A 25,461-nucleotide genomic window follows, 5' to 3' on the forward strand; every position below is an offset into this window, starting at 1 on the left:
GGCGGTCCGCGCCGGCCGTTGCTCGTGCGCAAGCCGAGGGCAACACGGGCGCGGGGCGGGGTGCAAGGCGGGGCGGAAGACAGCAAGGAAGACAGCGTGCGCAAGACAGGGCGCGATCAGGCGCGAGATCCTGGCGGAATCGAAGACCGACAGTCCCACGCGCACCAGCGGCGCACCAGGCTCCGGGCGTCGCGGTCTTATAATGACGGACCACCCGCCGCAATCGTAGTTTCTTCTCGTCATCCATGCCCGAACTGCTCGCGAATCTGAACCCCGAACAACACGCCGCCGTCACGTTGCCGAACGAACCGGCGCTCATTCTGGCGGGCGCAGGCAGCGGCAAGACGCGCGTGCTGATCACGCGGATCGCCTGGCTGATCCAGCACGGTCTCGCAACGCCTGCCACCCTGCTCGGCGTCACCTTCACGAACAAGGCCGCGCGCGAAATGATGTCGCGCCTGTCGGCGCTGTTGCCGATCGATACGCGCGGCATGTGGATCGGCACATTCCACGGCCTGTGCAACCGGATGCTGCGCGCGCATCACCGCGACGCGGGCCTGCCGCAGACGTTCCAGATTCTCGACACGTCGGATCAGCTCTCGGCGATCAAGCGCCTGATGAAGGGCCTGAATATCGATGACGAAAAATATCCGGCGAAGAACCTGCAGTACTTCATCAACAACGCAAAGGAGCAGGGGCTGCGTCCGAAGGACGTCGACGCTTCCGACAACTTCAACCGCAAGTTCGTCGAGCTGTACGAAGCGTACGACCAGCAATGCCAGCGCGAAGGCGTCGTCGATTTTCCAGAGCTGCTGTTGCGCTGCTACGAACTGCTGTCGTACAACCCGCCGCTGCGCGCGCATTATCAGGCGCGCTTCCGCCACATTCTCGTCGACGAGTTCCAGGACACGAACAAGCTGCAATACGCGTGGCTGAAGCTGCTCGCGGGCGAGCACAACGCGATCTTCGCGGTCGGCGACGACGACCAGTCGATCTACGCGTTTCGCGGCGCGAACGTCGGCAACATGCGCGACTTCGAGCACGAGTTCAAGGTCCGGCATCTGATCAAGCTCGAACAAAACTACCGTTCGCACGGCCATATTCTCGATGCGGCGAACCAGCTGATCGCGCACAACGCGCGGCGTCTCGGCAAGAACCTGCGCACGGACGCGGGCCATGGCGAACCCGTGCGCGTGTACGAAGCCGCGACGGATTCGCAGGAAGCGGGCTGGATCGTCGAAGAGATTCGCGCGCTGATCAACACGGGCCTGTCGCGCAGCGAGATCGCCGTGCTTTATCGAAGCAACGCGCAGTCGCGCACGATCGAACATACGCTCGTGAACGTCGGCATTCCGTATCGCGTGTATGGCGGCCTGCGATTCTTCGAGCGCCAGGAAGTGAAGCACGCGCTCGCGTATCTGCGCCTGATCGACAACCCGAACGACGACACCGCGTTCGCGCGCGTCGTCAATTTCCCGGCGCGCGGCATCGGCGCGCGCTCGATCGAACAACTGGCGGATGCGTCGCGCCTGTACAACTGCTCGATGGCGGCGGCGATTCCGTACGTGACGGGCAAGGCGGGCACGAGCCTCGGCGGGTTCGCGAACCTGATCGCGAGGATGCGCGCCGAAACGGCGCAGATGAGCCTGCCCGAAACGGTCGAGCACGTGGTGCGCGCAAGCGGGCTGTCCGAGTTCTATCAGAACGAGCGCGAAGGGCAAGAGCGGCTGGAGAACCTTCAGGAACTGGTGAACGCGGCCACGGCCTTCGTCAGCGAGGAAGGCTACGGGCTCGATACGCCCGCGCGCTCGATTCCGCTGCGTCCGGGCGCGACGGCCTCGCCGGAACTCGTGGTCGCCACCGACGATCCCGGCGTCGACGTGCTCGATGCCGCGAATCCCGCCGACCCCGCGCAGAACCCCGACACGATGACGCCACTCGCGGGCTTCCTGTCGCACGCGTCGCTCGAAGCGGGCGACAACCAGGCGCAGGCCGGCCAGGAAGCGGTGCAACTGATGACGGTGCACGCGGCGAAGGGCCTCGAATTCACGGCTGTGTTCATCACCGGCCTCGAAGAGGGGCTCTTTCCGCACGAGAACAGTGCGATCGAAGCGGACGGGCTCGAAGAAGAGCGACGCCTGATGTACGTCGCGATCACGCGCGCGAAGGAGCGCCTGTATCTGTCGTTCGCGCAGAGCCGGATGCTGCACGGCCAGACGCGCTACAACATCCGCTCGCGCTTCTTCGACGAGCTGCCGCAAGAGACGCTCAAGTGGCTCACGCCGAAAGTCGAAGCGGGCGCGCGCTGGGGCGGCCGCTCCGACAATGCGGGCTGGGGACGCGACTGGTTCGCGCGGCCCGACCGTCAGCAGGGCTATGGCGGCGGGGGATCGACGGCATCGGGCGCGCCGCTGCCCGCGTTCGCGAACCAGCAACGCGCGGCGGAAACGGGCTTCCGGATCGGCCAGCAGGTGTTCCATACCAAGTTCGGCGAAGGCACGATCACGGCGCTCGAAGGCGGCGGCGCGGACGCGAAGGCGCAGGTCAAGTTCAAGCGGCACGGCGAGAAGTGGCTCGCGCTGGCCGTCGCGAAGCTGCAGGCGGTCGAATGAGCGCGCTGGCTTTCGAAGCGACGGTTCCGCGCCGTCCGCTCGCCGTGATGGCGGCGCTGCCCCAGGAACTCGGCGATCTCGTCACGGCGATGCGCGCTGAAGGTCCCGTCGAAACCGTCACGCACGGCAAGCGCGACTATCACATCGGCACGGTGCACGGCGCGCCTTGCGTCGTGACGCTTGCGCGCGTCGGCAAGGTCGCGGCGGCCGCCACCGTCAGCGCGCTGATTCATGCGTTCGATGTCGAAGCCGTCCTGTTCACGGGCGTCGCGGGCGGCGTCGGGCCGTCGGTGCGGATCGGCGATATCGTCGTGGCCGAATCGCTGATGCAGCACGATATGGATGCGTCGCCGCTGTTTCCGCGCTTCGAGGTGCCGCTGCTCGGCATGTCGCGCTTCGCCGCCGATGCGCTTTTGACGACCGCGCTGGTGGCCGCGTGCGAGCATTTCATCGACGAAGAAGGCGCCGCGCTGTCGGAGCGTTTCCTGACCGAGGCGCTGCCGACCGTGCATCGCGGCCTGATCATCAGCGGCGATCAGTTCGTTGCGAGCGCGACTTCCGTCGATCTGTTGCGCGCCGCATTGCCCGACGCGCTCGCCGTCGAGATGGAAGGTGCGGCCATCGCGCAGGTCTGCTACGAGTACGGGGTGCCGTGCGCGATCGTGCGGACCATTTCCGACACCGCGGACGCGCATGCGCCCGCATCGTTCGTGTCGTTCCTCACTGAGATCGCGGGCACGTATTCAAGCGGGATTCTCAGGCGGTTTCTCGCGGCGCGCGGTTGACAGGAAGCGCGCTGCTTTTCTCGCGACGCTCAGCCGCCCCGCACGCTAAAGCCGCCGAGCATGATGGCATCGCGAATCTGCTGCAACGCCGACGGATCTTCGATGGTCGGCAGGTCGCCCGGGTCGCGGCCTTCGGCGAGCGCCGCAATCGCGCGGCGCAGCAGCTTGCCGGAGCGCGTCTTCGGCAGCATCGATACGAGCACGACATGAGCCGGCCGCGCGATCGCGCCGAGATGGCGATCGACGGTCGCGCACAGCTCGGCTGAGAGCTTCGCGCGTGCATCGTCGGATTCGTAAGCGGGCGCATCGCGCACGACGACGAAAGCGATCGCCGCCTGTCCCTTCACCTGATCCGTTACGCCGACGACAGCGACTTCCGCGACAGCCTTGTGGCTCGACAAGGCCTCTTCGATTTCGCGCGTGCCGAGGCGATGGCCCGCGACGTTGATCACGTCGTCGGTGCGGCCCAGGATCGTCACGTAGCCGTCCTCGTCCTGAATGCCCCAGTCGAACGTCGAATACACCTGCTGGTTCGGCACGCTTTCCCAGTACGTCTTCACGAAGCGCGCGTCGTCACCCCACACCGTCGACATGCAGCCAGGCGGCAGCGGATAGCCGAGCGTGATCACGCCTTTTTCGCCCGTCGGACAGGGCTCGCCCGTGTGCTCGTTGCGCAGCGTCAGGTCATAGCCGTAGCAGGGCACGCCCGGCGAGCCGAGCTTTTGCGGCAGCGCCTCGATGCCGCGCTGGATCGCGAGAATCGGCCAGCCGGTTTCCGTCTGCCAGAAGTTGTCGACGACGGGCTTGCCGAGCGAATCGGCGATCCATGCCGCCGTCGGTTCGTCGAGCGGCTCGCCTGCCAGAAAGAGCGTGCGCAGACTCGACAGATCGGCCTGCTTCAGCAATGCCGGGTCCTGCTTCTTCAGCACGCGGATTGCGGTCGGCGCGGTGAACATCAGGTTGATCTTGTACTGCTCGACGAGCCGCCACCAGATGCCGCCGTCGGGACGGATCGGCGTGCCTTCGTACATCACGGTCGTGAGGCCCGAGATCAGCGGCGCGTAGACGATATAGCTGTGGCCGACCACCCAGCCGACGTCGGACGCCGTGAACATCGTGTCGCCCGCCTTGCCTTCGAAGATGTATTCCATCGATGCCGCGAGCGCCACCGCATAGCCGCCGACGTCGCGCTGCACGCCCTTCGGCTTGCCCGTCGTGCCCGACGTGTACAGCACATACGAAGGCTCTGTCGATTCGAGCCATTCGCATTGCACGTGCGCATTGAAGAACTGCTCGCGCAGCGGCTCGTACGCGACGAGATAGGGCGCGTTGAGCCGCTCGGGTGTGAGCTGCCGGTCGATCAGCAGCACTTTCGACGTCTTGTGCGCCGCGCGCGCCAGCGCTTCGTCGACGAGCGGCGTGTAGTCGATCACCTTGCCCGCGCGCGCGCCGGCGTCGGCCGTCACGATCAGCACGGGCTTCGCGTCGTCGATGCGCGCGGCGAGATTCGGCGCGGCGAATCCGCCGAACACGACCGAGTGGATCGCGCCGAGCCGCGCGCACGCGAGCATCGCGAACACGGCTTCGGGAATCATGGGCAAATAGATCAGCACGCGGTCGCTGCGCCCGACGCCGAGCGAGCGCATCACGGCCGCCATCCGGTTCACTTCCGCGTACAGCTCGGCATACGTGTAGCGACGCTCGATGCCCGTTTCCGTCGACACGTAGATCAGCGCGTTCTGCTGCGCGCGCTGCGCGAGATGCCGGTCGACCGCGTTGTGACAGAGGTTCGTCCGTCCGCCGACGAACCAGCGCGCAAACGGCGGATTCGAGCGGTCGAGCACGGTATCGAACGGCGTTTCCCAATGGATGCGTCGCGCTTCGTCGCGCCAGAAGTCTTCGGGGGCCTCGATCGAGCGGCGGTGGAATTCGCGGTAGGTGGTCATCGGCGGCGATCCTTCGGACTGCGTGGGTGAGCGGGCGAATGAGCGGCTGTGGACGGCACGCGGCTACGGCTTGCGCCGTGGCGGGTGAGCAAAGGATAGAGCACGCGCGGCCACGCGGACAACGCGGGTTCACCATGAGCGCTGCACTGCACGATAGGACCACCGGACGCGGCACCAGCAGACCAAAAGCAAAAAGGCGCCGCGTGAAGCGGCGCCTTGTCGAATCCTTGCGCGAGGAAAGGCGCGGAGCGCGCTGGCGCTCTTCGGCGGCTCTTCAGCCTTTCACCCCTCACCCTCTTACCCGCTTCGCCTCGATATCCGGCAGAAACACCGTCAGGATGCCCAGCAGCGGCAGGAACGAGCAGACCTTGTACACATACTCGATGCTCGTCGAGTCGGCGAGCTGGCCGAGCACCGCCGCGCCGATGCCGCCCAGGCCGAACGCAAAGCCAAAGAACAATCCGGCCACCATGCCGACCTTGCCCGGAATCAGCTCCTGCGCGTAGACGAGAATCGCCGAGAACGCCGATGCGAGCACGATGCCGATGATCACCGTCAGCACGCCCGTCCAGAACAGGTTCGCGTACGGCAGCAGCAGCGTGAACGGCGCGACGCCGAGAATCGATACCCAGATCACATACTTGCGGCCGATGCGGTCGCCGACGGGGCCGCCGATCACCGTGCCCGCCGCGACGGCCGCAAGGAACACGAACAGATGCACTTGGGCGGCCTGCACGGGCAGGTGGAACTTGTCGATCAGATAGAACGTGAAGTAGCTGTTGATGCTCGTCAGGTAGAAGTACTTCGAAAACACCAGCAGCACGAGGATGCCCATCGCGAACGCAACCTTGCCGCGCGAGAGCGTCGCGTGCGGAACGTGGCCCGCGCGCGCCTTCTTCGTCGCCGGATGCTGCTTGTACCAGCGGCTGATGTGCGCGAGCACGAGAATGCCGACGAGCGCCGCCGCCGAGAACCACGCGATGCTGCGCTGTCCGTGTGGAATCACGATCAGCGCGGCGAGCAGCGGCCCGAGCGACGAGCCCGCGTTGCCGCCCACCTGGAACAGCGACTGCGCGAGACCATGCTTGCCGCCCGACGCCATCCGCGCGACGCGCGACGACTCCGGATGGAACACCGAGGACCCACAGCCGACCAGCGCCGCAGCGACGAGCAGCACGCCGAAATTCGGCGCGACCGACATCAGCAGCAGACCCGACAGCGTGAAGCCCATGCCGACAGGCAGCGACCACGGCTTCGGATGCCTGTCCGTGTAGATACCGACGAGCGGTTGCAGCAGCGACGCCGTGATCTGATACGTGAGCGTGATCAGGCCGATCTGCCCGAACGACAGCGAGAAGTTGTCCTTCAGCATCGGGTAGATCGCGAGGATCAACGACTGGATCATGTCGTTCATCAGATGCGAGAAGCTGATCGCGCCGAGAATCGAATAGACGGTGCGCGCTTGCGGCTTGCCTGCCGGGGCGGAAGCTGAAGCGGTGGCGCCGGAAGCGCCGGCGGCGCCAGCCAGGGCGCCTTTGTCGAGGCTGGATTCCATGTGGTCGGTCTGGAGAGAGTGACTCGGGATGCCAGCACCAGCGGTCGGGGGGAACCGTCGGCGGCGGCCGGTGTTTTTAGCGTTTGATGAAGTGTAGTGTGTCTCCCGCCAATTGTCCGGCCAAGTTTTGTCGCGAACCGGACACGCAATTCAGGTGAGGATGCCCCTTCCGGTGCGGGTGGCTTCCGTGGAGCACAGTCGTCGAGCGCCATTCCAGGCGTCGATACTCGCATCAGCGGATGAACGAGGTCGGCGTAAAGCGCTCGAAGGCGCGCGGGGCGAATTTTGGCCGTGTATAAATCCGGCGCGGCGCGCGGCCCACGAAGCGGCGCGCCGAGGACGGGGGCGATGACGGGACGGCGGGCCTCAAGAACACCGCCCGCGATGCCGTCAACCCGGAGAGATAAGAAGGCATGCCGGAACCGACCTTTCCGGTTGTTGTTAGTCAGTGGGGACAGGAAATATGAAAGCAGTTTCGCTGGGTGGCCAGCCGGGCGCGGGGTTCGTAGCGGATGGTGAAGCGGCCGGTGAGCCGGCGCGTTCGGGGCAGCGGGCAGCGGGCGGCAAGCCGCGCGGATGGTCCGTGAAGACGACGTTGCGCTTCGCCTTTGCCGTGCTGCTCGTCGGCACACTGGCGATCGGCGTGTTCTCGCTGGCGCAGATCAGCCGGCTCAACGGCCAGATGCGCTCGATCTACGAGCAGGGTCACGTCGCGAGCCGGGCCGCCGAGGAAGCGCGCGGCTACCTGCTGCGTGCGAGCCGCGCCCAGAAGATGCTGCTGACGGCGACGACGGCGAAGGAACGCGACGAGCTCGGCGCCGACATCGACAAGGGCCTGGCGGGTCTGTCGGCCGAACTCAACACGCTCCAGCAATACGCCGATTCCGCCGAGGTCGCCGCGCAGCAGAAGAAGTTCGCCGACGCGATCGGCGCGTGGAGCGGACATCTGCGCGATTTCGTGACGCTCGTGAAGGCGCAGCCGCTCGACCTGTCGCAGATGAACTGGCAGGTCGGCACGACCGACGTGTCGTTGCTCGTCGAGACGGGCAAGCTCGAAAAGCTCGTCGACGATCTCGTCGCGCAGCGCGGCAAGGCGGCGAAGGCGACCATCGACGCGTCGTCGTTCATCTATCAGTCCTCGTTCGTGATGATGGCCGTGATGACGATTGCGCTGATCGTGCTCGCGTTCGTGATCAGCGAATGGGTGGTGCGGCGTCTCGCGCGCCAGCTGGGCGGCGAGCCTGTGTACGCCAAGGAGATCGCGAGCCGCATCGCGGCAGGCGATCTGTCGAACGACATCGTGCTCGGCAAGCGCGACAAGTCGAGCATGCTGTTCGCGCTGCGCGACATGCAGGACGGCCTTTCGTCGACGGTCGCGCATATCGCGGCGAGCGCGGAGGCGATTGCGTCCGCATCGGGTGAGATTTCGATGGGCAATCTCGATCTGTCGCAGCGTACCGAGCAGCAGGCGATGGCGCTCGAGCGCACGGCGAGCAGCATGGAAGAGCTGACGTCGACGGTGCGCCAGAACGCGGACAACGCGAAGCAGGCGCGCACGCTGGCCGATAACGCGTCGGCGATCGCGGAGAAGGGCGGCGAAGTGGTGAGCCGCGTCGTGTCGACGATGGGCGAGATCAACGACAGCGCGAAGAGCATCGGCGACATCATCGGCGTGATCGAAGGGATCGCGTTCCAGACGAACATCCTTGCGCTCAATGCCGCCGTCGAAGCGGCGCGCGCCGGAGAAGAGGGCCGCGGATTCTCGGTGGTGGCGGGGGAAGTTCGCAATCTCGCGCAGCGCAGCGCCGCCGCGGCGAAGGAGATCAAGGGCTTGATCAGCACGTCGGTCGAGCGCGCGAGCAACGGCTCGCAGCTCGCGCAGGACGCGGGGCAGACGATGGACGAAGTCGTCAAGGCCGTGAAGCGCGTCACCGACATCATGGGGGAGATCTCAGCTGCTTCCGCCGAGCAGAGTTCCGGAATCGAAGAGATCAATCTCGCCGTTTCGCAAATGGACGCGGGAACCCAGCAGAATGCCGCGCTCGTCGAGCAGGCGACGGCGGCGGCTCGTGCGCTCGACGATCAAGCGCAGGCGTTGAAGGCGGCGGTGGCGAAGTTTTCGCTGCGGGGGTGACGCCGAAGGGGCGCTGTACGGAAAAATCACAGCGTATGATTTTTTCGTACAAAGACAGAAAAGCATACGAAGAATTTTCAATATATTTGCTTTTCAATGGGTTACATCCGTCGTGTACGATTTCTTGACTCTGTACGATTTTTTCGTACACTAGTCTAAAATCGTACAAAAGGTGCCGGATGATCTCGCGACCCGACGTTCTGTCGATAACCGGGCAGCAAATTCTGGCTGGAGCGTGTAGCGCGTTCCAGTCTTCGACGCGCATATACAAGGCTAAACCCGTCGCCGCCTCCAGAATCAGCCTGGAGGCCCACGGCGCCATCCAGTTCGATATCGACGGCAAGAAGCTGGTGATGCCCGTTCATGTGGCGTCCCGTGCCAGCCGCGCCAACGTTCTTCTCGTCTCCGATCGCCTGCAATCCGCGAGTGTCGACGGCCGTCCGCTCATGCTGGTCTCGCCCTATGTCGACCCCGACCTGGCGATGGATCTGATCGATCGCAACATCCCCTTTCTCGACGCGGTCGGCAACGCGTTCATCCGGGAGCCCGAGGCCACGATCATGATCGTGGGTCGCCCGCGACTGCCATGGGCGACGGGCACGCAGACTTCGCGGTCCACGACCAGCAAAGGCTTGCAGGTCATGTTCGCGCTCGCCACACAACCGGGTCTCGCGAGCGAGCCATACCGCAAGATCGCGGAAGCTTCCGGCGCTGCCTTGAGCACGGTGAATCAGGTCGTCGACGATCTGCTGGCTCGCGGTCTGCTCGTCACGCGCCGAAATGGCGAGCGGATATTCCCGGACTGGCGGAAATATGTCGATGAATGGGTGAGCCTGTACCCTACGCGCCTGAGGCCGAAGCTGGCATTGTCGACGTACGCTGCCACGTCGCCGGAATGGTGGCGTGCGTTCGACTTCCTCAAGTTCGACGCCCGGCTTGGCGGCGAGGCCGCAGCGGATCTCGTCACGCAAGAGCTCAAGGCGGTTCGTGTGACGATCTACGCGCGTCAGAACCTGGGTGCGGATTTTCTGAAGGAGGCGCGCCTGCGCCCGAGTCCCGACGGCGAAGTGGAGGTTCTCGCATCCTTCTGGCGCGAACCGGCCGACTATGGATGGGACGCGCCGCCGTCATTGCCCGTCGTGCATCCATTGCTCGTGTACGCGGATCTGATCGCATCCGGCGATAGCCGGAATCTGTCCATCGCGAAACAGCTGTACGAGCGCTACATCGGAAATCTTCATGCTTAGAGTCAGCGAAGAACGTCCCATGCACCCCGCGACTTCGGCGCTGCTCAGGCGAGTCTGCGATGCGACGAAGCGTTTGGGCACGCCGTTCGTCGTCGCGGGGGCGACGGCGCGCGACATCGTTCTCTGGCACGTCTACGGCATTCGCGCCGAACGAGCCACGCGAGACGTCGATGTGGCCGTCTGCGCAGTCAGCTGGAAATCGTACGAGGTGCTGATCGGCGAGCTCGTGAATGTGGAGGGCTTCCGTCAGGACCATCGCGCTCCGCAGCGGCTGTTGTTCGGGCACGCCGACACGGGCATGACGATCCCGCTCGACCTCGTGCCCTTCGGCGACATCGAAGCACAGGAAGGTTCGATCGCGTGGCCGCCTGAGGGCGAGTTCGTTCTCACCGTGCTCGGCTTCAGCGAGGCCGTCGACACGGCGTCTCAGATCGAGATCGAAGCCGGCCTGGTGGTGCCCGTCGTCACGCTCCCCGCACTGACGCTGCTGAAACTGCTAGCCTGGGAAGATCGCAGACAACAGGAAAACAAGGACGCTTCCGACCTCTTGCTCATTCTGCGAAGTTATCTGTGGGCGGGTAACGAAGAGCGCGTGTGGACCGAGGCAGCCGATCTGATGGAAGCCTACGCGTTCAACGACTCGACGGCTTCATGCGCGCTGCTCGGACGCGATGCGCGCAATCTTGCGTTGCCGTCGACGCGTGACAAGATTCGCTCGCTGCTCGGTGACGAGCGCACCTACCAGACGCTTGTGAGAGACCTCCTGGCACGCGCGGCCGCCGTGCCATTCGAAGAGGGCTTTGCAGACAAGCTGGAGGCAGACGTCGAGGCGTTCCGTGTCGGTTTCATGGCCGAGTCCTGAAGGGGCATGGCTCACAAAGAAGGCGTCACCACGACGGTACAGGTCGTTCCCGCAGAAAGCAGCACACCGTCCGGCACCGAATCGATCTTCACCCGCACTGGCACGCGCTGCGCCAGTCTCACCCAGTTGAACGTCGGATTCACATCGGCCAGCAATTCACGGCTTTCCGGATTGTCCCGGTCGTAGATCCCTCGCGAGATGCTCTCGACATGGCCTTTCAGCGTGCCGCCGCTCATCAGCCGGATATCGGCCTTGTCGCCGACCTTCACATGAGGCAGCTTCGTCTCCTCGAAATATCCATAAACCCAGAACGAGCGGCTATCGACGATGGCGAGCTTCGCTGATCCCGCAATCGCATAGTCGCCGCGATAGACATTCAGGTTCGTGACGTAGCCATCGACGGGCGACACGACGCGAGTCCGCTCGAGGTTGAGCTTCGCCGCATCGAGCGCGGCGAGCGCCTGCTGAAACTGCGCCTCGGCAGCTGTTGCGGTGTGCGTCGCGTTCTCGCGGCTTTCCTTCGATACGACGAGGCTGTCCATATCCGCGCGACGCTGCGCATCGTCACGGCGCATCTGCAACTCGGCCTTGCGCGCGGCAACCGCGGCCTGCGCCTGCTCGACGGCGATCTGATAGTGCGACGGATCGATCTGCATCAGCAGATCGCCCTTGTGGACGAACTGGTTGTCGCGCACCGGCAGTTCGACGACGGACCCCGATACATCGGGCGCGATGTTCACGACCTCGGCGCGCACGCGGCCGTCGCGGGTCCACGGCTCGTCCATGTAGTGCACCCACAGCGTACGCCCGATCAAGATCGCGACGACGAACACGATGGCCGTCGCGATAAACCCAATGATGTTTCTGATAGTCATGATTCGACTCTGATCAACGATAAACGGCGAGGCCCAATACGCCGCACACACACACGAGCAGGCTCGCGCGGAACAGGGACGGGTGCCATACGACGCGGTACACGCCCGTATAGGCGATCACGCGATCCAGCACCCACGTGATCGCGGCGCCCGCAATGAACAGCAGCACGATCGCGGGCATGTACGCGTCGAGGACGGCGATCTCACGTGGCATGGCGAACTCCTTGTGGCGCGTCGCCGCTCGCATCGCCATCGGCGCCGAGTTGCCCGAGCGGCGATTGCGGATCGAGCAGCGCGCTCCGGATGAAATGCAGGTGGCTCAGGATGCGTTGCAACTGATGACGCTCCTCGCGCGGCGGTGTGAACGTCGCGAGCGTCTGCTGGACGGCGGCGATCGCATCGGCCGTCGCGGCGAGCGCGTGGTCGAGGCGCTCCGGGCGCGGTCGCGCGAAGAGATGCGCGATTGCGTCGCACGTCGCGCGCAGCGTCACGCGCCACGGCATCGACGGCGCGTAGCGCGCATCGCGCGGCAGCGTCGCGATTTCGCTGCGCAAGTCGATCGCCGCGTTGCCGATCTCCAGCACCGCGAACATCCAGCGCATCGTGTCGCGCTTCACGTCGGGCTCGTTCGGCGCGAGCGCGTTGATCTGGTGCATCAGGTCGCGCGTGCCGCTTTCGAAGCGCGTGCGCAGACGCCACAGACGTTCCCACCGAGGCCCGATGTGACCACGGCACGCGAGCACCGCCTGGGCGCGCAGATCGTTCAGCAGACGGTTGCGCAGCCATGGCGTCGACGGCGGCAGAAGCACGGCGAACGCGATCGACGCGACCAGCATCGAGATCACGAGCGCGAGCGCGTCGTTGATGAAGCTGCTCGGGTCGTAATGAATCACGTTGTCGGGGCCCGCGAGGTAGCAGAAGAAGATGCAATAGCCGACGCCATAGCCGGCCAGCTTCGGGCGCGTCGTCATCCACACGCCGAGCGCGAGGAACGGCGTGAGCGCCGCGCACAGCAGCGCAAAGCCGTCGATATGCGGATAGATGCCGAACGTCGCGAACATCGCCAGCGTCGACGACAGCGCCGTGCCGGCCGCCATCTGGAACACAGTGCGCGTCGGATTCGGCGACGACGACGCGAGCGCGCAGACGGCGGCTGCGTCCAGCGTGAGCGTCGCGCCGCTCGGCCAGGCGGTGGCGATCCAGAAGGCGCCGAGTATCGACATCACGATCGCCGCGCGCAAACCCGCGACGCCCGCCGCGATGCCATTCGTCTTCGGCTCGTAGCGTTCGATCCAGCGCTCGCGTTCATGCGTCGCGACGGCGAGCGACGCATAGGTCGCCGCATACGCGTGCAGATCGTCGACGAAGCGGTACAGCAGTTCCGCGCCAGTGTCGAAATCGAGCAAGGGCACATCGGCGTTGCGTTCGAGTTCCGCGCGCGTCGCCCGCACGCGCTTCGGCAGTTCGGCCTTGTACGTTTCGAGCTGTGCGGCGGCGTGCGCGGCGTCGGCGGCCGTGAGCACGGGCTCGCCCGATTTGCTCAGCAACGGCGCGATCTCGCGGAAGTACGGTTCGAGCGCGGCCACCGCGGCCGTCGCGCCCGCCGCGCGCAGGCGGTTCATCAGCTGATGCAGCGCGTGAAAGCGCGTCGATGCCGTCATGAACTCGCTGTTCAGACGCGACAGGCGGCCGTTGCGCATCCGCGAATCGGGGCTCTCGAACACGGCGACGCTGCGCACGGCTTCGAAGCCCACGATCTCGGCGACGAACTTCGCATTGGTGTCCTCGATGCGCGCGCGATCGGCCTTGCCCGACATCGCCGCACGCACATAGTCGACGAACGACGAGAAGCGCGCGCGCACCGTGTTGCGCATCTGCTCGCCCGCGTGCTCCGGAAACACGAGCGCGCTGACGATACCCGAACAGACGATGCCGACCACCACTTCCGCGACCCGCGTGAGCGCCGTCATGAACGCGCCGTCGGGATGCTGCGAGGCGGGAATGCCGATCAGCGCCGCCGTGTAGCCCGCGAGCACGAAGCCATACGAGCGGAAGTTGCGGTTGCGCGCGGCGCCCGCCGTGCAGATGCCGACCCAGATCGCCGTCGACGCGATGAAAAGTTCCGGCTGCTGCGCGAACAGGCCGATCAGCGCGAGCATCACCACGAGACCGATCAGCGTGCCGCAGATCCGATAGAAGCTCTTGGCGAACACCATCCCGCTTTGCGGCTGCATCACGATGAACACGGTCGTCATCGCGGTGCGCGGCTGCGGCAGGTCGAGCCTCATCGCGATGCCGAGCGCGAGGAAACACGCGGCGAGCGCCTTGAAGAGGTAGATCCACGTGCGGCCGTCAGTGCGCGCCCAGTCGACGAACGCGGCGTAGAGCGCGCCGGGTGTCTGGGGCGTGCGGGAGACGGAATGGTTGGTGGACATCGGCGGCTTCTCCCGTTAGCGGACGGCGGGGGCGGCCATCGTCGTGCCCGCCGTTGCGCCCTTCGACGCGTCGACCGTGGAGGCGGCCGCGCCGTCCGCCGTCCTGTCGTTGTGCTTGCCCTTGCCATGCGCGGGCAGAACGTCCTTTTGCGTCGGGCCATCGGCGGGATCGATCAGGCCGCCGCCGAGCGCGGTGACGAGCGTCGCGTGCGCCGACAACTGCTCGGCCTGCACCTTCGCGACCCCTTCCTGCGCGCGCAGCAATTGCGTCTGCGCGATCAGCACGTTCACGTAGTCGGTCAGGCCGCGCCGATAACCTTCGCGCGCGAGCTGGTAGCTCTTGTTCGCGGTCGCGACGGAACGCTGCGCGTCCTTCAGCTGCGTATCGAGCGAGCGCATGCGCACGACCTCGTCGGCAATTTCCTTGAGCGCGGTGACGATCGTCTGGTTGTATTGCTCGACGGCCACGTCGTAGCCCGCCGATGCGGCGCCTAGTTGCGAGCGCAGGCGTCCTCCCGTGAAGATCGGCAGCGACAGCGCGGGGCCCGCCGTCCAGCCGCCCGATGCCGACTTCAGAAAGCCGAACAGCGGCCCCATCGCCGCATAGCCGCCGACGGACGCGAGCAGGTCGATGTTCGGATAGAAGTCGGCCTTCGCGACGTCGATGCCGCGCGCCTGCGCAGCGACCGTCCAGCGCGCGGCGACGATGTCGGGGCGATGGCCGATCAGCTCGGCGGGCAGCGTCGACGGGAGGCCGGCGAACGCGGATAGCGACAACTGCGGGCGCGTGATCGAGTCGCCCGCGCCGGGACCCTTGCCCGCGAGCGCGGCAAGCTGGTTGCGGCCGAGCGCGATCGATTCCTCGATCGCGTCGACCTGGCGTTCGTATTCGGGCAGCGGCGCTTCCGCCTGCGCGACTTCGAGCTGCGTGCCGATGCCGCCCTTCAGGCGGCGGTTCGCCAGCGCGGCGACCTGCTGCTGCTGTTCGAGCGTCGACTTCGCGATATCGAGCAGCGCGTAGTTCAGCGACATCCCGACATAGGCGCGCACGATGTTCGATTCGAGCTCGAGCTGCGCGGCGCGGTAGTCGGCGGCGCGGGCGTGCGCGACGTCGAGTGCCTGTTCGGCGGCGTTCTTGTCCTTGCCCCACAGGTCGAGGTGGTACGACAGGCCGAGCTCGGCCGTGTTGTTCCACGATTCCTGGCCGGCGAGCGGGCCGGGGCCGTAAAAGACGTTGTCCGGCCATTGCTTGCGCTGGATCTGCATGCTCCCGTTGACCTGTGGCAGCAGCGCGGACTTCGCGACGCCTGCCATCGACTGTGCCTCGCGCACGCGCGCCTGCGCAGCGGCGAGCGACGGATTGCCTGCCTGCGCCGCTTCGATCCACGCGCTCAGTTGCGGATCGTTATAGGCGCGCCACCAGTCGGCGGCGGGCCATTGGGCTTCGGCATTGGCCGCGCGGATCGCGGCGCCGGCATCGAGCGTGGCGGGATCGGTGCGGGTGGATTCGGGGGCAATGTGCCCGGTACTCGCACAGCCGGCGATTATCAACGAGATCGTAAGAACCGACACTGCGGCGATCCCTTTTCTTACCGGAAACTGCACGATTTGCTCTCCACGAGACTATATAAGCTTGGGTGACATTATATTTTTCGGATAATTAAGGAATAACCCGTAAGGGTGCAACGCATACTTACGGAGAATGAGATAATCGTCTTTCCAAATCGTGCAACAATCCTAGTCGTACAGAGAGACTGGATTCGAAATATGGATACGCTTCAGAACATGCGCGTATTTGTCCGCGTCGTCGAAGCGGGCAGCTTTACGGGCGCGGCTCAGCACCTCAACACGACGACGGCTTATGCGTCGCGTGCCGTATCCGATCTGGAGGCGCATCTGCGCACGCGTCTGTTGAACCGCACGACGCGCCGCATCGCGCTGACGGAAGCGGGCGAGCGCTATCTGCAGCGCTGCGAGCAGATCCTCGCGTACGTCGATCAGGCGGAAGCGGAAGCCAGCGACGCGCACGCGCGTCCCTCCGGCAAGCTGAAAGTCCATGCAATGACCAGCTTCGGCCAGCACTACGTGGTGCCCGCCGTCGGCCGCTATCAGCGGCGCTATCCCGACGTCCATCTCGAACTCACGCTCGCGCAGCGCATGCCCGATCTGCTCGACGAAGGCTATGACGTCGCGCTCGTGCTCGCGCAGAGCCTGCCGGACTCGGGGCTCGTGTCGCAGCGCCTTGGCAGCGCGTTCAGCATTGCATGCGCATCGCCGGATTATCTGGAGCGCAACGGCGTGCCGCAGACGCTTGCCGATCTGCGCGGTCATACCTGCCTGCAGATGATCACGCCCGTCATGCCTGCCGACGAATGGACGTTCGACGGCCCGAACGGCCAGGAGACGCTGCACCTCGGCGCGAGCACGTTCCAGATCAACGTCGCGGAGGCGATGGCCGTGGCCGTGCGCGAAGGGATGGGCGTCGCGGTGCTGCCGATCTATTCGGCGATTGCGGGCTTGCGCAGCGGCGAACTCGTGTGGATTCTCCCCGAGTACATTTCGCAGGAGATGAACGTGTACGCGTTGTATCCGTCGCGGCAGTATCTGGACGCGAAGATCCGCACGTGGGTCGAATTCCTGCGCGACGAACTGCCCGCGACGCTCGCCGCCGATCAGGCCGAACTGCGCAAATTCGCGCGGACGTAAAACCGGCCGGCGCGGCGTGCGGCATGCGATGTGCGGCGTGCGATGAATCGCGTGATGCGGGAAAGGCCTTTGACGCTCTGTTACATCCCGCCGTTGCGCCGCAACACTTCCTTACTTCCTCGCGGCATCGAGTTTGCTAACGTTTCGTCAAGGCCGAGATCCCCGGCACGCAGGCACATAGGAAACGAAGAGGAAATCATGGATACGCATCTGATGATCGGCGTCGCCGTCATGCTCGGACTGATTGGAATCGCGGCGTCGCGCGACATTCTCCGGCGGTTGCGGCCGCAGGCGCGGCTCGCGCCCGTGCGCGCCGACCAGCCCGCGCAGCGCCCGCGCGATGCCAGCGGCATGTAGTCGGCGGATAACAGAGCTTTAAGCAGACCTTCAGGCAGTTTTTCAGACAGATCTTCAGAGTTCCACGACCTTGTCCCACGCGAACTCGGTGTTTTCGAGTTGACGCGTGCGGCGGTGGATATAGCCGCGCGGATTGCAGACGACGCGCGTGCCGTTCTCCACGTAATCGAACGCCGTGTGCGTGTGTCCGTGGACCCACAGCGCGACAGGCGCGCGCACGAGCGACGGCAGGTGATTCACGAAGCCCGCTGACACGTGATCGTCCGCGTAACGCTCGGCGAGACTGCGCCGATGCGGCGCGTGATGCGTGACGACGATCGTCTTGCCGTCGAACGGTTTGGCCAGTTCCGTTTCGAGCCACGCGCGCGCGTGCCGGTGAAGCGCGAGCGTATCGGCGGCGGTCAGGTTGCGCGGCGTGTTGTCCTTCACGTCCTGCGCGCGGTTCGCGCGTTGCGGGTCTGGCGCATCGTCGGCATCGTTGCCGGCCGTCCACGTCACCTGAATCAATCCGCGATAGTCGAGCATCACGCGCTCGGCGGCTGCAATCGATGTCGCGCGCGAATCTTCATCGGCGCCATACAGGTCGAAGTCGGTCCATAGCGTCGTGCCGAGCACGCGCCAGTGGCCATCCGGATCGACCAGCGTCGCGTTGTTGAGAAAGTGCACGTTGTCGATGCTCGCCGCTGCGTCATGCATCGCCGCTTCGAGCGCGCCGAACTCGCCGTCGTAGTACTCGTGATTGCCCGGCACGTAGACGACAGGCACCGTGCCGTCAAATGTTTCAGCAGCCCAGCGCAACCCTTCAGCGTGGTTGTGAATATCGCCTGCCAGCACGACGAGATCGGCGTTGGCATGTGGGATCACTTCCGGCTCGTCGCACTCGAGATGCAGGTCGGACAGCACGCGAATCTTCATAAACGCCTCTCGTCGATACCGATGCCGTTAGCGTAGCACCTTGCCGGGATTCATCAGATTGAGCGGATCGAACGCTGCCTTCAACGTCTTCATCAGACGCACTTCGACGTCTGACTTGTAATGCGCGGCTTCGTCGATTTTCAGCTGCCCGACTCCATGTTCCGCGCTGATGCTGCCGCGATGCCGATGCACGCTGTCGTAGACGATCTGATTCATCGCGCCCTGGTACTGGTCGAGAAACGCTTTCGCATCGACGCCTTCCGGCGCCTGAACGTTGTAGTGCAGATTGCCGTCGCCGAGATGGCCGAACGTGACCATGCGCGCGCCCGGGACGGCCTTCGCGATCGCGGCGTCGGTTTCGTCGATGAAGTGGCCGATGCGCGAAATCGGCACGGCGATATCGTGCTTGATGTTCAGTCCTTCTTCGGCCTGCGCGAGCGGAATGTGCTCGCGCAGATTCCAGAATGCCTTCGACTGCGCGAGATTTTCCGCGACCACGGCATCTTCGACGAGATTGTCTTCGAGCGCCGTTTCCATCAGCCGTTCGAAGAGGGCGCGCGCGTGCTCCTCGCTCTCGCTGTCCGACAGTTCGAGCAGCACGATCTGCGCGTGCCGTTGCGCGAACGGGTAGCGCATCTGCGGGAAATGCTTGCCCACGAGTTGCAGGCAGAAATCCGACATCAGCTCGAAGCCCGTCAGCAGCGGCCCGGCGTGACGCTGCGCGAGCGACAGAAAATCGAGCGCGGCATGCGGCGACGGCAGCGCAGCGAGTGCGGTCACGCGCGCGGCCGGCTGCGGATGCAGCTTCATCACGGCAGCCGTAATGATGCCGAGCGTGCCTTCCGCGCCGATGAAGAGATCGCGCAGATCGTAGCCCGTATTGTCCTTGCGCAGTCCGCGCAGCCCGTCCCATAGCTCGCCTTGCGGCGTCACCACTTCGAGGCCGAGACACAGCTCGCGCGCGTTGCCGTAGCGCAGCACGCCCGTGCCGCCCGCGTTCGTCGACAGATTGCCGCCGATCGAGCAGCTGCCTTCCGCCGCGAGGCTCAGCGGGAACAGGCGTCCTGCCGCTTCGGCGCGTGCCTGCATGTCCGCGAGCACGACGCCCGCTTCGACCGTGATCGTGTTGTTGTGCGGATCAACGTCGCGCACGCGGTTCAGGCGCTTGAGACTCAGCACGGCTTGCGCGCCGCTCGCATCGGGCGTGGCGCCGCCGGCGAGGCCCGTATTGCCGCCTTGCGGCACGATCGCGACGCGATGCTCGTTCGCGAGCCGCACGAGCGCGGCGACCTCGTCAGCCGTCGACGGACACAGCACCGCGCACGCGCTGCCCGTGTAGCGGCGGCGCCAGTCGGTCAAAAAAGGCGCGGTGTCGTGCGGATCGGTGAGGACGTGCGCGGCGCCGATGGCATCGATGCACGCGGCGACGAAGGGCGAAGTAGCGGCGGAATTCATGTTGGTCGGTCAGAACGGGTAGGGCATTTTCGGCTCGTGCGCGAATCGGCTCGCGCGGGTTGGACCGCTGTGGCTATGGCGGCCACCGGGTCATTGGGCGCTGCGCGGCGGGGCTGGCGTCGCGCGGCGGCGGGCGATTCAGGCGGAACCGCTTGCAGGCCCGCTTGCAGGCCCGTTCTCACGCGCATGTCGTTTCGCCGCGCGCTTGAACGGCGCAACATAGACAAGCGCGCAGACGAAGAACGTCGCCGCGAGCAGCACCTCGCACCAGCCGAGGCGAGCGCTCAGGCCACGGTCGGACATGCCGCGCACGATGCCTTCCATCAGATACAGCAGGCTCAGCATCGACGCCCATTGCAGCGTGTAAAGCCGCTTGCGGAACACGCCCGGCAGCGCGAGCAGCAGCGGCACCGCCTTGAGCACCAGCAGCGAGCCGCCCGAGCGCAACGGCGCGAGCCACCATTCCCACGCGACGCACAGCCCGATCAATGCAGTGAGCGCAAGCGCCGCGCCCGATGCGGCGGCGCGACTGCCTTGCGTGCCCATGCCAGGTGCGTTGCGCGGCATGTTCACGGCCGATCGCTCATCGACGCCGCCGCGCGGGCGATGCGCGCGCCCAGCGCGATCGCGAGCGTCTTCTCGTCGGCGGAAATGCCGTGGCCCGCCGAATCCGCGCGCGCGAAATGCGACGCACCGTACGGCGTGCCGCCCGTGAGCGTCGTGGTCAGCGTGCTTTCGGTGTACGGAATGCCGAGGATCATCATGCCGTGATGCAGGAGCGGTAGCATCATCGACAGCAGCGTCGATTCCTGGCCGCCGTGCAGACTGCCCGTCGACGTGAACACGCAGGCCGGCTTGCCCGCGAGCGCGCCCGAGAGCCACTGCGGCGTGGTGCCGTCGAGATAGTATTTGAGGGGCGCGGCCATGTTGCCGAAGCGGGTCGGCGAGCCGAGCGCGAGTCCCGCGCATTCTTCGAGATCGCGCAGTTCCGCGTAGGGCGGGCCTTCTTCTGGAATTTCGGGCTGCGTGGCCTCGCAGACGGTCGAGACGGGCGGCACCGTGCGCACGCGCGCCTGCATGCCGGGAACGCTGTCGATGCCATGCGCGATCGCCAGCGCGAGTTCGCGAGTGGCGCCGTGCCGGCTGTAGTAAAGCACGAGGATGTCTTTCATAGGCATTTGCAGTGAACGGGTATTATAGGGGTGGGTCCGTTGACGGTGCCGCGAGTCTGTCGGCGTTCATCTCTTTCTTGCTTGCGGTCCGCTTTCGGGTGCCCGCTTTCTGGATGCAAAAACCGTGGGCTCGTCGAACGCCTGATGATGCGTCGGCCGTCACGCGCATGCAGGCGCGTGTATCGAAGTCGAAAGTCAGAGGAGGTTGTCTTGTTGTCCAGGTTGCGTCTCGATCTCGACGCGCTCAAGCGTCTCGCGGAATTCGCCGCGAAGCGCAGCGGCGAGGATCGCATCCCGCAGGTGGCTGGCAGTCTGACGTTCACGACAATGCTGTCGCTGGTGCCGCTCGCGACGGTCGCGTTCGCGCTCTTTACGGCGTTTCCGATCTTTGCGCAATTTCAGGCGTCGTTGCAGACCTTTCTCGCCGAACACCTGATGCCCGATCAGGTCAGCAGCCAGATCTTCAAGTATCTGAACCAGTTCGCGTCGAAGGCGAAGGGGCTGACGACGCTCGGGATGATCGTGCTGTTCGTCACGTCCGTGATGACGATGATGACGGTCGAATCCGCATTCAACGTGATCTGGCGCGTGCGCAAGGCGCGGCCGTTCGCGCAGCGCGTGCTGGTCTATTGGGCGGTCCTGACGCTCGGGCCGATTCTGATCGGCGTGAGCCTGTCGATCTCGTCGTATCTGTTCACGCAGTCGATGAGCTATACGGCCGCGCAGCGCATCACGCCGCTGATCGAATGGGCGCTGGCAGGCGCGGCACTGCCGCTGACGGTGCTTGCGTTCACGATGCTCTACGTGTTCTTGCCGAACTGCCGCGTCGAGTGGCGCGACGCGATTGTCGGCGGCGTGACGGCCGCGATCGCCTTCGAGTTCGCGAAGCGCGGCTTCGGTTTCTACATCCGGCGCATTCCCACTTATACGGCCGTGTATGGCGCGTTTGCCGTCGTGCCGCTCTTTCTGCTGTGGATGTACCTCAGCTGGTTCATCACGCTGGCAGGCGCGATGATCGCGTCGGCGCTGCCCGCGATACGCATCGGGCAGTTTCATCGCCGGGACTTTCCGGGCAGCGATCTACTCGATTCGCTCGAATTGCTTGCGCGCCTCGCCGAAGCGCGCGACGCGGGCACGCACGGCCACACGGTGCCCGAACTCGCGCGCGCACTGCGGCGTGATCTGGCGACGACCGTGCGGCTGTTGCAGCAGCTCGAAGCAATCGACTGGATCGTCCAGCTCGACGAGGACGGCCAGCGGCCGCATTTCCTGCTGGTCGCGAATCCGAATCAGATCACGGTCAAGCGGCTGTTCGACATGTTCGTGATAGACCGTGAGGAGCTGGCTTATCAGTTGAAACTCGAATCGACGCGCGTCGACAGTACGATGCTGCTAGCCGCACTCGATACCGAGCGGCTCAATGTATCGCTTGCGAGCTTGCTGGCGGCGCGGGAGGCTTCTCGGGGAATTGCGCAGCAGCCTCCTCAGGCGGGCGCGAACAGCACGCCCGCGTTGCCGCAGCAGACGGCATGAAGCTGCGTGCCTTCAACGCTTGCTTTTTAACTCGTTGGCTTCGACTCTTCCGCGCTACCTTGCGCATTTCATCCGGCGCCGACGCTAGAGCGAAATGCGCCCCGTGCAGATATCCTTGAACATCACCCAATCGCCCATCAGGCTGTAGACGGGATGCCGGAATGTCGCGGGCCTGTTCTTCTCGAAGAAGAAATGCCCGACCCACGCGAACCCATAGCCGCACACGACGGCAGCGGGCAGCCACAGCCAGGCGCCTGTCGCGACAGCCATCGCGACGCAGCCGATCACGGCCAGCGATCCGATGAAATGCAGCCGCCGCGACATCGTGTTGCGATGCTCGGTCAGATAGTACGGATAGAACTCCGCGAAGCTCGCGAAATGCGCGTCGTGCGTTGTCTGATGGCTCATGATCGCCTCCATTGCCTGCCCGCGTCGGCGCAGGCGCGCCGACCCGCGCAGGCATGGATTCATTGTGCTGCTATCGACAGGCACGTGCAACCTGGCCATCCGGCATATGGCGTGCGCTTTCCGGCGCGGTTAATGTGACGCAGATGGACGGTTCGAAGTGCGTGTGGCTGCAAACGCGTAGAGCGCGTCGAGCGTCGCGTCGGGCTGCTCGGACATCAGCGCGTGACCGGCGTCGAGCGTGATCGTGTCGACGAGCACGCTCGCTTCGCGCAGCGCGTCGGCGAGCGCCCGGGCCGCGCGCGGCGGCGTCATCAGGTCGCGCCGGCCGACGATCAGGCGCACTGGGCACGTCACTTGCGCAGCCCGGGCGAGGCCGTCCGTGTATGCGTTGCAGACGCTGAAGTCCGTATGAAAGAGCTGCGGCTCGCCCGTTGCCGACACGCGCTCCATCAGCCGCTGGTTCATGCCGTGTAGCCAGAAGCCGGGCGCGGGGCACGACGGCTTCGCGGCGATGGTCGAATGCGACCACTGGTTCACCATTTCGATCGCGTCCGGCTCCCGCTCGCGAGCGGCGTCGAGCAGCGTGTCGGAGACGGCCATCGGCACGGCCGTCGCGGCGAGGGCAAGGTGCGTCGCGCGCGACGGGTAGCGGGCCGCGAAATCGAGGGCGACGAGCGAGCCCATGCTGTGTCCGGCGACGAACGCGCGCGCGACGCCCAGCGCGTCGAGCAACGCGACCAGCCAGTCGGCCATCGCGCCGATGCTGGTCAGCGCGGGGCCGGCGCTGCGATGATGGCCGGGCAGATCGACGGCGAGCACGCCGAAGCCGTGGTGCGCGAAGTAGCGCGTCTGCAGCGCCCACACGCTGTGATCGTGCTCGGCGCCATGAATGAATACGGCTGTGGGCAGCGCGGCATCGAATGCTTTGCCGCCCGTGTACGCATAGGCCGGCTTGCCGTTCACGTCGACGATCATGGGGACTCCTTGCGTCCAGTGGCCGCCGGCTTGCTGGCGGATTGCGGGGCGGATTGACCGGGGGAGCCGCCCGCGGACTTCTGCGCGGCCTTCAGCGCGCGCTTGAGGTCGTCGATCAGATCGTCGGAGTCTTCGAGGCCGATCGACAGGCGGATCGTGCCCTCCGCGATGCCCGCCGCGGCGAGGGCGGCGGCGTCCATGCGGAAGTGCGTCGTCGATGCCGGGTGGATCACGAGCGAGCGGGCATCGCCGACATTCGCCAGATGCGAGAAGAGCGACAGCGCTTCGATGAACGCGCGGCCGGCGGCGCGGTCGCCGCGCAGGTTGAAGCTGAACACGGCGCCTGCGCCGCGCGGCAGCAGGCGCTGCGCGAGCGCATGGTCCGGGTGCGTGGGCAGTTCGGGATACGCGACGGATTCGACGGCGGCGTGCGCGGCGAGAAATTCGACGACCTTACGCGTATTCGCCACATGCCGTTCCATCCGCAACGGCAGCGTTTCGATGCCTTGCAGCAGTTGCCACGCGGCTTGCGGATGCAGGCATGCGCCGAAGTCGCGCAGCCCTTCGCGTCGAGCGCGCAGCAGGAAGGGCGCGACGGTGCTTTCCTCGGCGAACACCATGCCGTGAAAGCCTTCGTACGGTTCCGTGAATTCGGGGAAGCGCCCCGAAGCCTCGAAGTCGAACGTGCCGCCGTCGACGAGCACGCCGCCGATCGTCGTGCCGTGTCCGCCGAGAAACTTGGTCGCCGAGTGGTGGACGAAATCGGCGCCGTGGTCGAAGGGCTTCAACAGATATGGCGTGGTGAACGTCGAGTCGACCAGCAGCGGCACACGGTGCTCATGCGCGATCTGCGCGACTGTCGCGATGTCCAGAACGTCGAGCCCAGGGTTGCCGAGCGTCTCGCCGAACAGCAGTTTCGTGTTCGGGCGCAGCGCGGCACGCCATGCGTCGATATCGCCGGGCTTCACGAACGTCGTTTCGATGCCGAAGCGCGGCAACGTGTAGTTGAGCAGATTGTGCGAGCCTCCGTACAAAGCGCTCGACGCGATGATGTGCGAGCCCGCGCCCATCAACGTCGCGATTGCGAGGTGCAGCGCGGCCTGGCCGCTCGCCGTGCCGATCGCGCCCGCGCCGTCTTCGAGCGCAGCGACGCGCTCTTCGAACACGGCGACCGTCGGGTTCGAGATGCGCGAGTACACGTGGCCCGCGCGCTCCATGTTGAAGAGCGCGGCGGCGTGATCGGTGTCGCGGAACGAGAACGACGTGGTCTGATAGATGGGCGTGGCGCGCGCGCCCGTCGCGGGGTCGGGCGCGGCCCCCGCATGCAGCGCAAGCGTGTCGAAACGGTTGGCGGACATCGTGGACGGCCGGGCGTCGGCGGCCCAGCGAAGGTGAAAGTGACGGCCATCGTATCACCGGGCCGCGCGCGCACCACTCCGTTTTCGCCCGCATGGCGACACGCGTGCGGGCGTGATTCCGCTGTACGTGG

Annotated in this window: 21 protein-coding genes; 8 read left to right on the forward strand and 13 right to left on the reverse strand. The window is 65.6% G+C overall.

The annotated features are described in order from the left end of the window. Positions 1-245 precede the first annotated feature (245 nt). Together AB4Y32_RS11820 and AB4Y32_RS11825 are read left to right on the forward strand one after the other, a co-directional pair. Positions 246-2,612 carry a UvrD-helicase domain-containing protein gene (locus AB4Y32_RS11820; protein ID WP_368721535.1) on the forward strand — a complete coding sequence of 789 codons (2,367 nt, stop codon included), beginning with the start codon at positions 246-248 and terminating at the stop codon, positions 2,610-2,612. Next, the gene (locus AB4Y32_RS11825) at positions 2,609-3,397 is read left to right on the forward strand and encodes a 5'-methylthioadenosine/adenosylhomocysteine nucleosidase (protein WP_368721536.1); all 789 of its coding nucleotides are present in this window, start codon (positions 2,609-2,611) and stop codon (positions 3,395-3,397) included. The genes AB4Y32_RS11820 and AB4Y32_RS11825 overlap by 4 nt, the downstream gene beginning before the upstream one ends. A gap of 29 nt (positions 3,398-3,426) precedes the next feature. On the opposite strand, the gene AB4Y32_RS11830 is transcribed toward AB4Y32_RS11825, so the two are convergent. Next, complete coding sequence (locus AB4Y32_RS11830; RefSeq protein ID WP_368721537.1) at positions 3,427-5,343, reverse strand: propionate--CoA ligase; 1,917 nt, start codon at positions 5,341-5,343, stop codon at positions 3,427-3,429. Between the two features lie 289 nt (positions 5,344-5,632). After that, positions 5,633-6,898: an MFS transporter gene (locus AB4Y32_RS11835; RefSeq protein ID WP_368721538.1), complete on the reverse strand. Its 1,266-nt coding sequence runs from the start codon at positions 6,896-6,898 to the stop codon at positions 5,633-5,635. A 463-nt stretch (positions 6,899-7,361) separates the two neighbouring features. Between AB4Y32_RS11835 and AB4Y32_RS11840 the strand changes: the two genes are divergently transcribed. The 3 genes from AB4Y32_RS11840 (at position 7,362) to AB4Y32_RS11850 (ending at position 11,141) form a co-directional block, all read left to right on the forward strand. Further along, positions 7,362-9,032 (forward strand): methyl-accepting chemotaxis protein, encoded by a 1,671-nt coding sequence (locus AB4Y32_RS11840; protein ID WP_368721539.1) that lies wholly within the window; start codon positions 7,362-7,364, stop codon positions 9,030-9,032. Between the two features lie 179 nt (positions 9,033-9,211). Further along, positions 9,212-10,279: a type IV toxin-antitoxin system AbiEi family antitoxin gene (locus tag AB4Y32_RS11845; RefSeq protein WP_368721540.1), complete on the forward strand. Its 1,068-nt coding sequence runs from the start codon at positions 9,212-9,214 to the stop codon at positions 10,277-10,279. A 19-nt stretch (positions 10,280-10,298) separates the two neighbouring features. Further along, entirely contained in the window at positions 10,299-11,141 is an 843-nt protein-coding gene (locus AB4Y32_RS11850) for a nucleotidyl transferase AbiEii/AbiGii toxin family protein (protein WP_368721541.1), read from the forward strand. 11 nt (positions 11,142-11,152) lie between these two features. Here the strand turns inward: AB4Y32_RS11850 and AB4Y32_RS11855 are convergent, their stop codons facing one another. Genes AB4Y32_RS11855 through AB4Y32_RS11870 form a run of 4 tightly spaced genes read right to left on the reverse strand, consistent with a single transcriptional unit; the run spans position 11,153 to position 16,056 of the window. Next, complete coding sequence (locus AB4Y32_RS11855; protein WP_368721542.1) at positions 11,153-12,016, reverse strand: efflux RND transporter periplasmic adaptor subunit; 864 nt, start codon at positions 12,014-12,016, stop codon at positions 11,153-11,155. A gap of 13 nt (positions 12,017-12,029) precedes the next feature. Then, entirely contained in the window at positions 12,030-12,230 is a 201-nt protein-coding gene (locus AB4Y32_RS11860) for a DUF1656 domain-containing protein (protein WP_087733654.1), read from the reverse strand. Next, positions 12,220-14,451: an FUSC family protein gene (locus AB4Y32_RS11865; RefSeq protein WP_368721543.1), complete on the reverse strand. Its 2,232-nt coding sequence runs from the start codon at positions 14,449-14,451 to the stop codon at positions 12,220-12,222. The genes AB4Y32_RS11860 and AB4Y32_RS11865 overlap by 11 nt, the downstream gene beginning before the upstream one ends. A gap of 15 nt (positions 14,452-14,466) precedes the next feature. Continuing rightward, positions 14,467-16,056: an efflux transporter outer membrane subunit gene (locus AB4Y32_RS11870; protein ID WP_368721544.1), complete on the reverse strand. Its 1,590-nt coding sequence runs from the start codon at positions 16,054-16,056 to the stop codon at positions 14,467-14,469. Positions 16,057-16,218: 162 nt separating this feature from the next. Here AB4Y32_RS11870 and AB4Y32_RS11875 point away from each other — a divergent pair, with 162 nt between their 5' ends. Both AB4Y32_RS11875 and AB4Y32_RS11880 read left to right on the forward strand, forming a co-directional pair. Continuing rightward, complete coding sequence (locus tag AB4Y32_RS11875) at positions 16,219-17,157, forward strand: LysR family transcriptional regulator (RefSeq protein ID WP_368721545.1); 939 nt, start codon at positions 16,219-16,221, stop codon at positions 17,155-17,157. A 198-nt stretch (positions 17,158-17,355) separates the two neighbouring features. Then, positions 17,356-17,514: a hypothetical protein gene (locus tag AB4Y32_RS11880; RefSeq protein ID WP_368721546.1), complete on the forward strand. Its 159-nt coding sequence runs from the start codon at positions 17,356-17,358 to the stop codon at positions 17,512-17,514. Positions 17,515-17,568: 54 nt separating this feature from the next. On the opposite strand, the gene AB4Y32_RS11885 is transcribed toward AB4Y32_RS11880, so the two are convergent. The 4 genes from AB4Y32_RS11885 to wrbA all read right to left on the reverse strand — a co-directional run bounded on the left by AB4Y32_RS11885 (position 17,569) and on the right by wrbA (position 21,056). After that, positions 17,569-18,429 carry a metallophosphoesterase gene (locus AB4Y32_RS11885; protein ID WP_368721547.1) on the reverse strand — a complete coding sequence of 287 codons (861 nt, stop codon included), beginning with the start codon at positions 18,427-18,429 and terminating at the stop codon, positions 17,569-17,571. 27 nt (positions 18,430-18,456) lie between these two features. Next, positions 18,457-19,884, reverse strand: coding sequence for an FAD-binding oxidoreductase (locus AB4Y32_RS11890; protein ID WP_368721548.1), 1,428 nt, complete (start codon positions 19,882-19,884; stop codon positions 18,457-18,459). A gap of 138 nt (positions 19,885-20,022) precedes the next feature. After that, the gene (locus AB4Y32_RS11895; RefSeq protein ID WP_368721823.1) at positions 20,023-20,451 is read right to left on the reverse strand and encodes a DUF2069 domain-containing protein; all 429 of its coding nucleotides are present in this window, start codon (positions 20,449-20,451) and stop codon (positions 20,023-20,025) included. A gap of 2 nt (positions 20,452-20,453) precedes the next feature. Further along, positions 20,454-21,056 carry an NAD(P)H:quinone oxidoreductase gene (gene wrbA, locus AB4Y32_RS11900; RefSeq protein ID WP_368721549.1) on the reverse strand — a complete coding sequence of 201 codons (603 nt, stop codon included), beginning with the start codon at positions 21,054-21,056 and terminating at the stop codon, positions 20,454-20,456. Between the two features lie 210 nt (positions 21,057-21,266). On the opposite strand from wrbA, the gene AB4Y32_RS11905 reads away from it, so the two are divergent. After that, complete coding sequence (locus AB4Y32_RS11905) at positions 21,267-22,589, forward strand: YihY family inner membrane protein (RefSeq protein ID WP_368721550.1); 1,323 nt, start codon at positions 21,267-21,269, stop codon at positions 22,587-22,589. Positions 22,590-22,673: 84 nt separating this feature from the next. Here AB4Y32_RS11905 and AB4Y32_RS11910 read toward each other — a convergent pair whose 3' ends face one another. The 3 genes from AB4Y32_RS11910 to AB4Y32_RS11920 all read right to left on the reverse strand — a co-directional run bounded on the left by AB4Y32_RS11910 (position 22,674) and on the right by AB4Y32_RS11920 (position 25,330). Beyond that, complete coding sequence (locus tag AB4Y32_RS11910) at positions 22,674-22,997, reverse strand: Mpo1-like protein (RefSeq protein ID WP_368721551.1); 324 nt, start codon at positions 22,995-22,997, stop codon at positions 22,674-22,676. Between the two features lie 129 nt (positions 22,998-23,126). Continuing rightward, positions 23,127-23,972: an alpha/beta fold hydrolase gene (locus tag AB4Y32_RS11915; protein WP_368721552.1), complete on the reverse strand. Its 846-nt coding sequence runs from the start codon at positions 23,970-23,972 to the stop codon at positions 23,127-23,129. Further along, on the reverse strand, positions 23,969-25,330 hold the full coding sequence (locus tag AB4Y32_RS11920) for an O-acetylhomoserine aminocarboxypropyltransferase (RefSeq protein WP_368721553.1): 1,362 nt from the start codon (positions 25,328-25,330) through the stop codon (positions 23,969-23,971). The genes AB4Y32_RS11915 and AB4Y32_RS11920 overlap by 4 nt, the downstream gene beginning before the upstream one ends. Positions 25,331-25,461 lie beyond the last annotated feature (131 nt).

This window comes from Paraburkholderia phymatum (genome assembly GCF_040965635.1).
In the GTDB taxonomy this organism is placed as follows: Bacteria; Pseudomonadota; Gammaproteobacteria; order Burkholderiales; family Burkholderiaceae; genus Paraburkholderia; species Paraburkholderia phymatum_B.

Coding starts and splice junctions, on each gene's coding strand:
- AB4Y32_RS11865 (WP_368721543.1), bottom strand. CDS start 14,451: ATGTCCACCAACCATTCCGTCTCCCGCACGCCCCAGACACCCGGCGCG.
- AB4Y32_RS11820 (WP_368721535.1), top strand. CDS start 246: ATGCCCGAACTGCTCGCGAATCTGAACCCCGAACAACACGCCGCCGTC.
- AB4Y32_RS11875 (WP_368721545.1), top strand. CDS start 16,219: ATGGATACGCTTCAGAACATGCGCGTATTTGTCCGCGTCGTCGAAGCG.
- AB4Y32_RS11890 (WP_368721548.1), bottom strand. CDS start 19,884: ATGAATTCCGCCGCTACTTCGCCCTTCGTCGCCGCGTGCATCGATGCC.
- AB4Y32_RS11855 (WP_368721542.1), bottom strand. CDS start 12,016: ATGACTATCAGAAACATCATTGGGTTTATCGCGACGGCCATCGTGTTC.
- AB4Y32_RS11830 (WP_368721537.1), bottom strand. CDS start 5,343: ATGACCACCTACCGCGAATTCCACCGCCGCTCGATCGAGGCCCCCGAA.
- AB4Y32_RS11910 (WP_368721551.1), bottom strand. CDS start 22,997: ATGAGCCATCAGACAACGCACGACGCGCATTTCGCGAGCTTCGCGGAG.
- AB4Y32_RS11835 (WP_368721538.1), bottom strand. CDS start 6,898: ATGGAATCCAGCCTCGACAAAGGCGCCCTGGCTGGCGCCGCCGGCGCT.
- AB4Y32_RS11850 (WP_368721541.1), top strand. CDS start 10,299: ATGCACCCCGCGACTTCGGCGCTGCTCAGGCGAGTCTGCGATGCGACG.
- AB4Y32_RS11885 (WP_368721547.1), bottom strand. CDS start 18,429: ATGAAGATTCGCGTGCTGTCCGACCTGCATCTCGAGTGCGACGAGCCG.
- AB4Y32_RS11860 (WP_087733654.1), bottom strand. CDS start 12,230: ATGCCACGTGAGATCGCCGTCCTCGACGCGTACATGCCCGCGATCGTG.
- AB4Y32_RS11845 (WP_368721540.1), top strand. CDS start 9,212: ATGATCTCGCGACCCGACGTTCTGTCGATAACCGGGCAGCAAATTCTG.
- AB4Y32_RS11825 (WP_368721536.1), top strand. CDS start 2,609: ATGAGCGCGCTGGCTTTCGAAGCGACGGTTCCGCGCCGTCCGCTCGCC.
- AB4Y32_RS11915 (WP_368721552.1), bottom strand. CDS start 23,972: ATGATCGTCGACGTGAACGGCAAGCCGGCCTATGCGTACACGGGCGGC.
- AB4Y32_RS11895 (WP_368721823.1), bottom strand. CDS start 20,451: ATGCCGCGCAACGCACCTGGCATGGGCACGCAAGGCAGTCGCGCCGCC.
- AB4Y32_RS11880 (WP_368721546.1), top strand. CDS start 17,356: ATGGATACGCATCTGATGATCGGCGTCGCCGTCATGCTCGGACTGATT.
- AB4Y32_RS11840 (WP_368721539.1), top strand. CDS start 7,362: ATGAAAGCAGTTTCGCTGGGTGGCCAGCCGGGCGCGGGGTTCGTAGCG.
- AB4Y32_RS11920 (WP_368721553.1), bottom strand. CDS start 25,330: ATGTCCGCCAACCGTTTCGACACGCTTGCGCTGCATGCGGGGGCCGCG.
- wrbA (WP_368721549.1), bottom strand. CDS start 21,056: ATGAAAGACATCCTCGTGCTTTACTACAGCCGGCACGGCGCCACTCGC.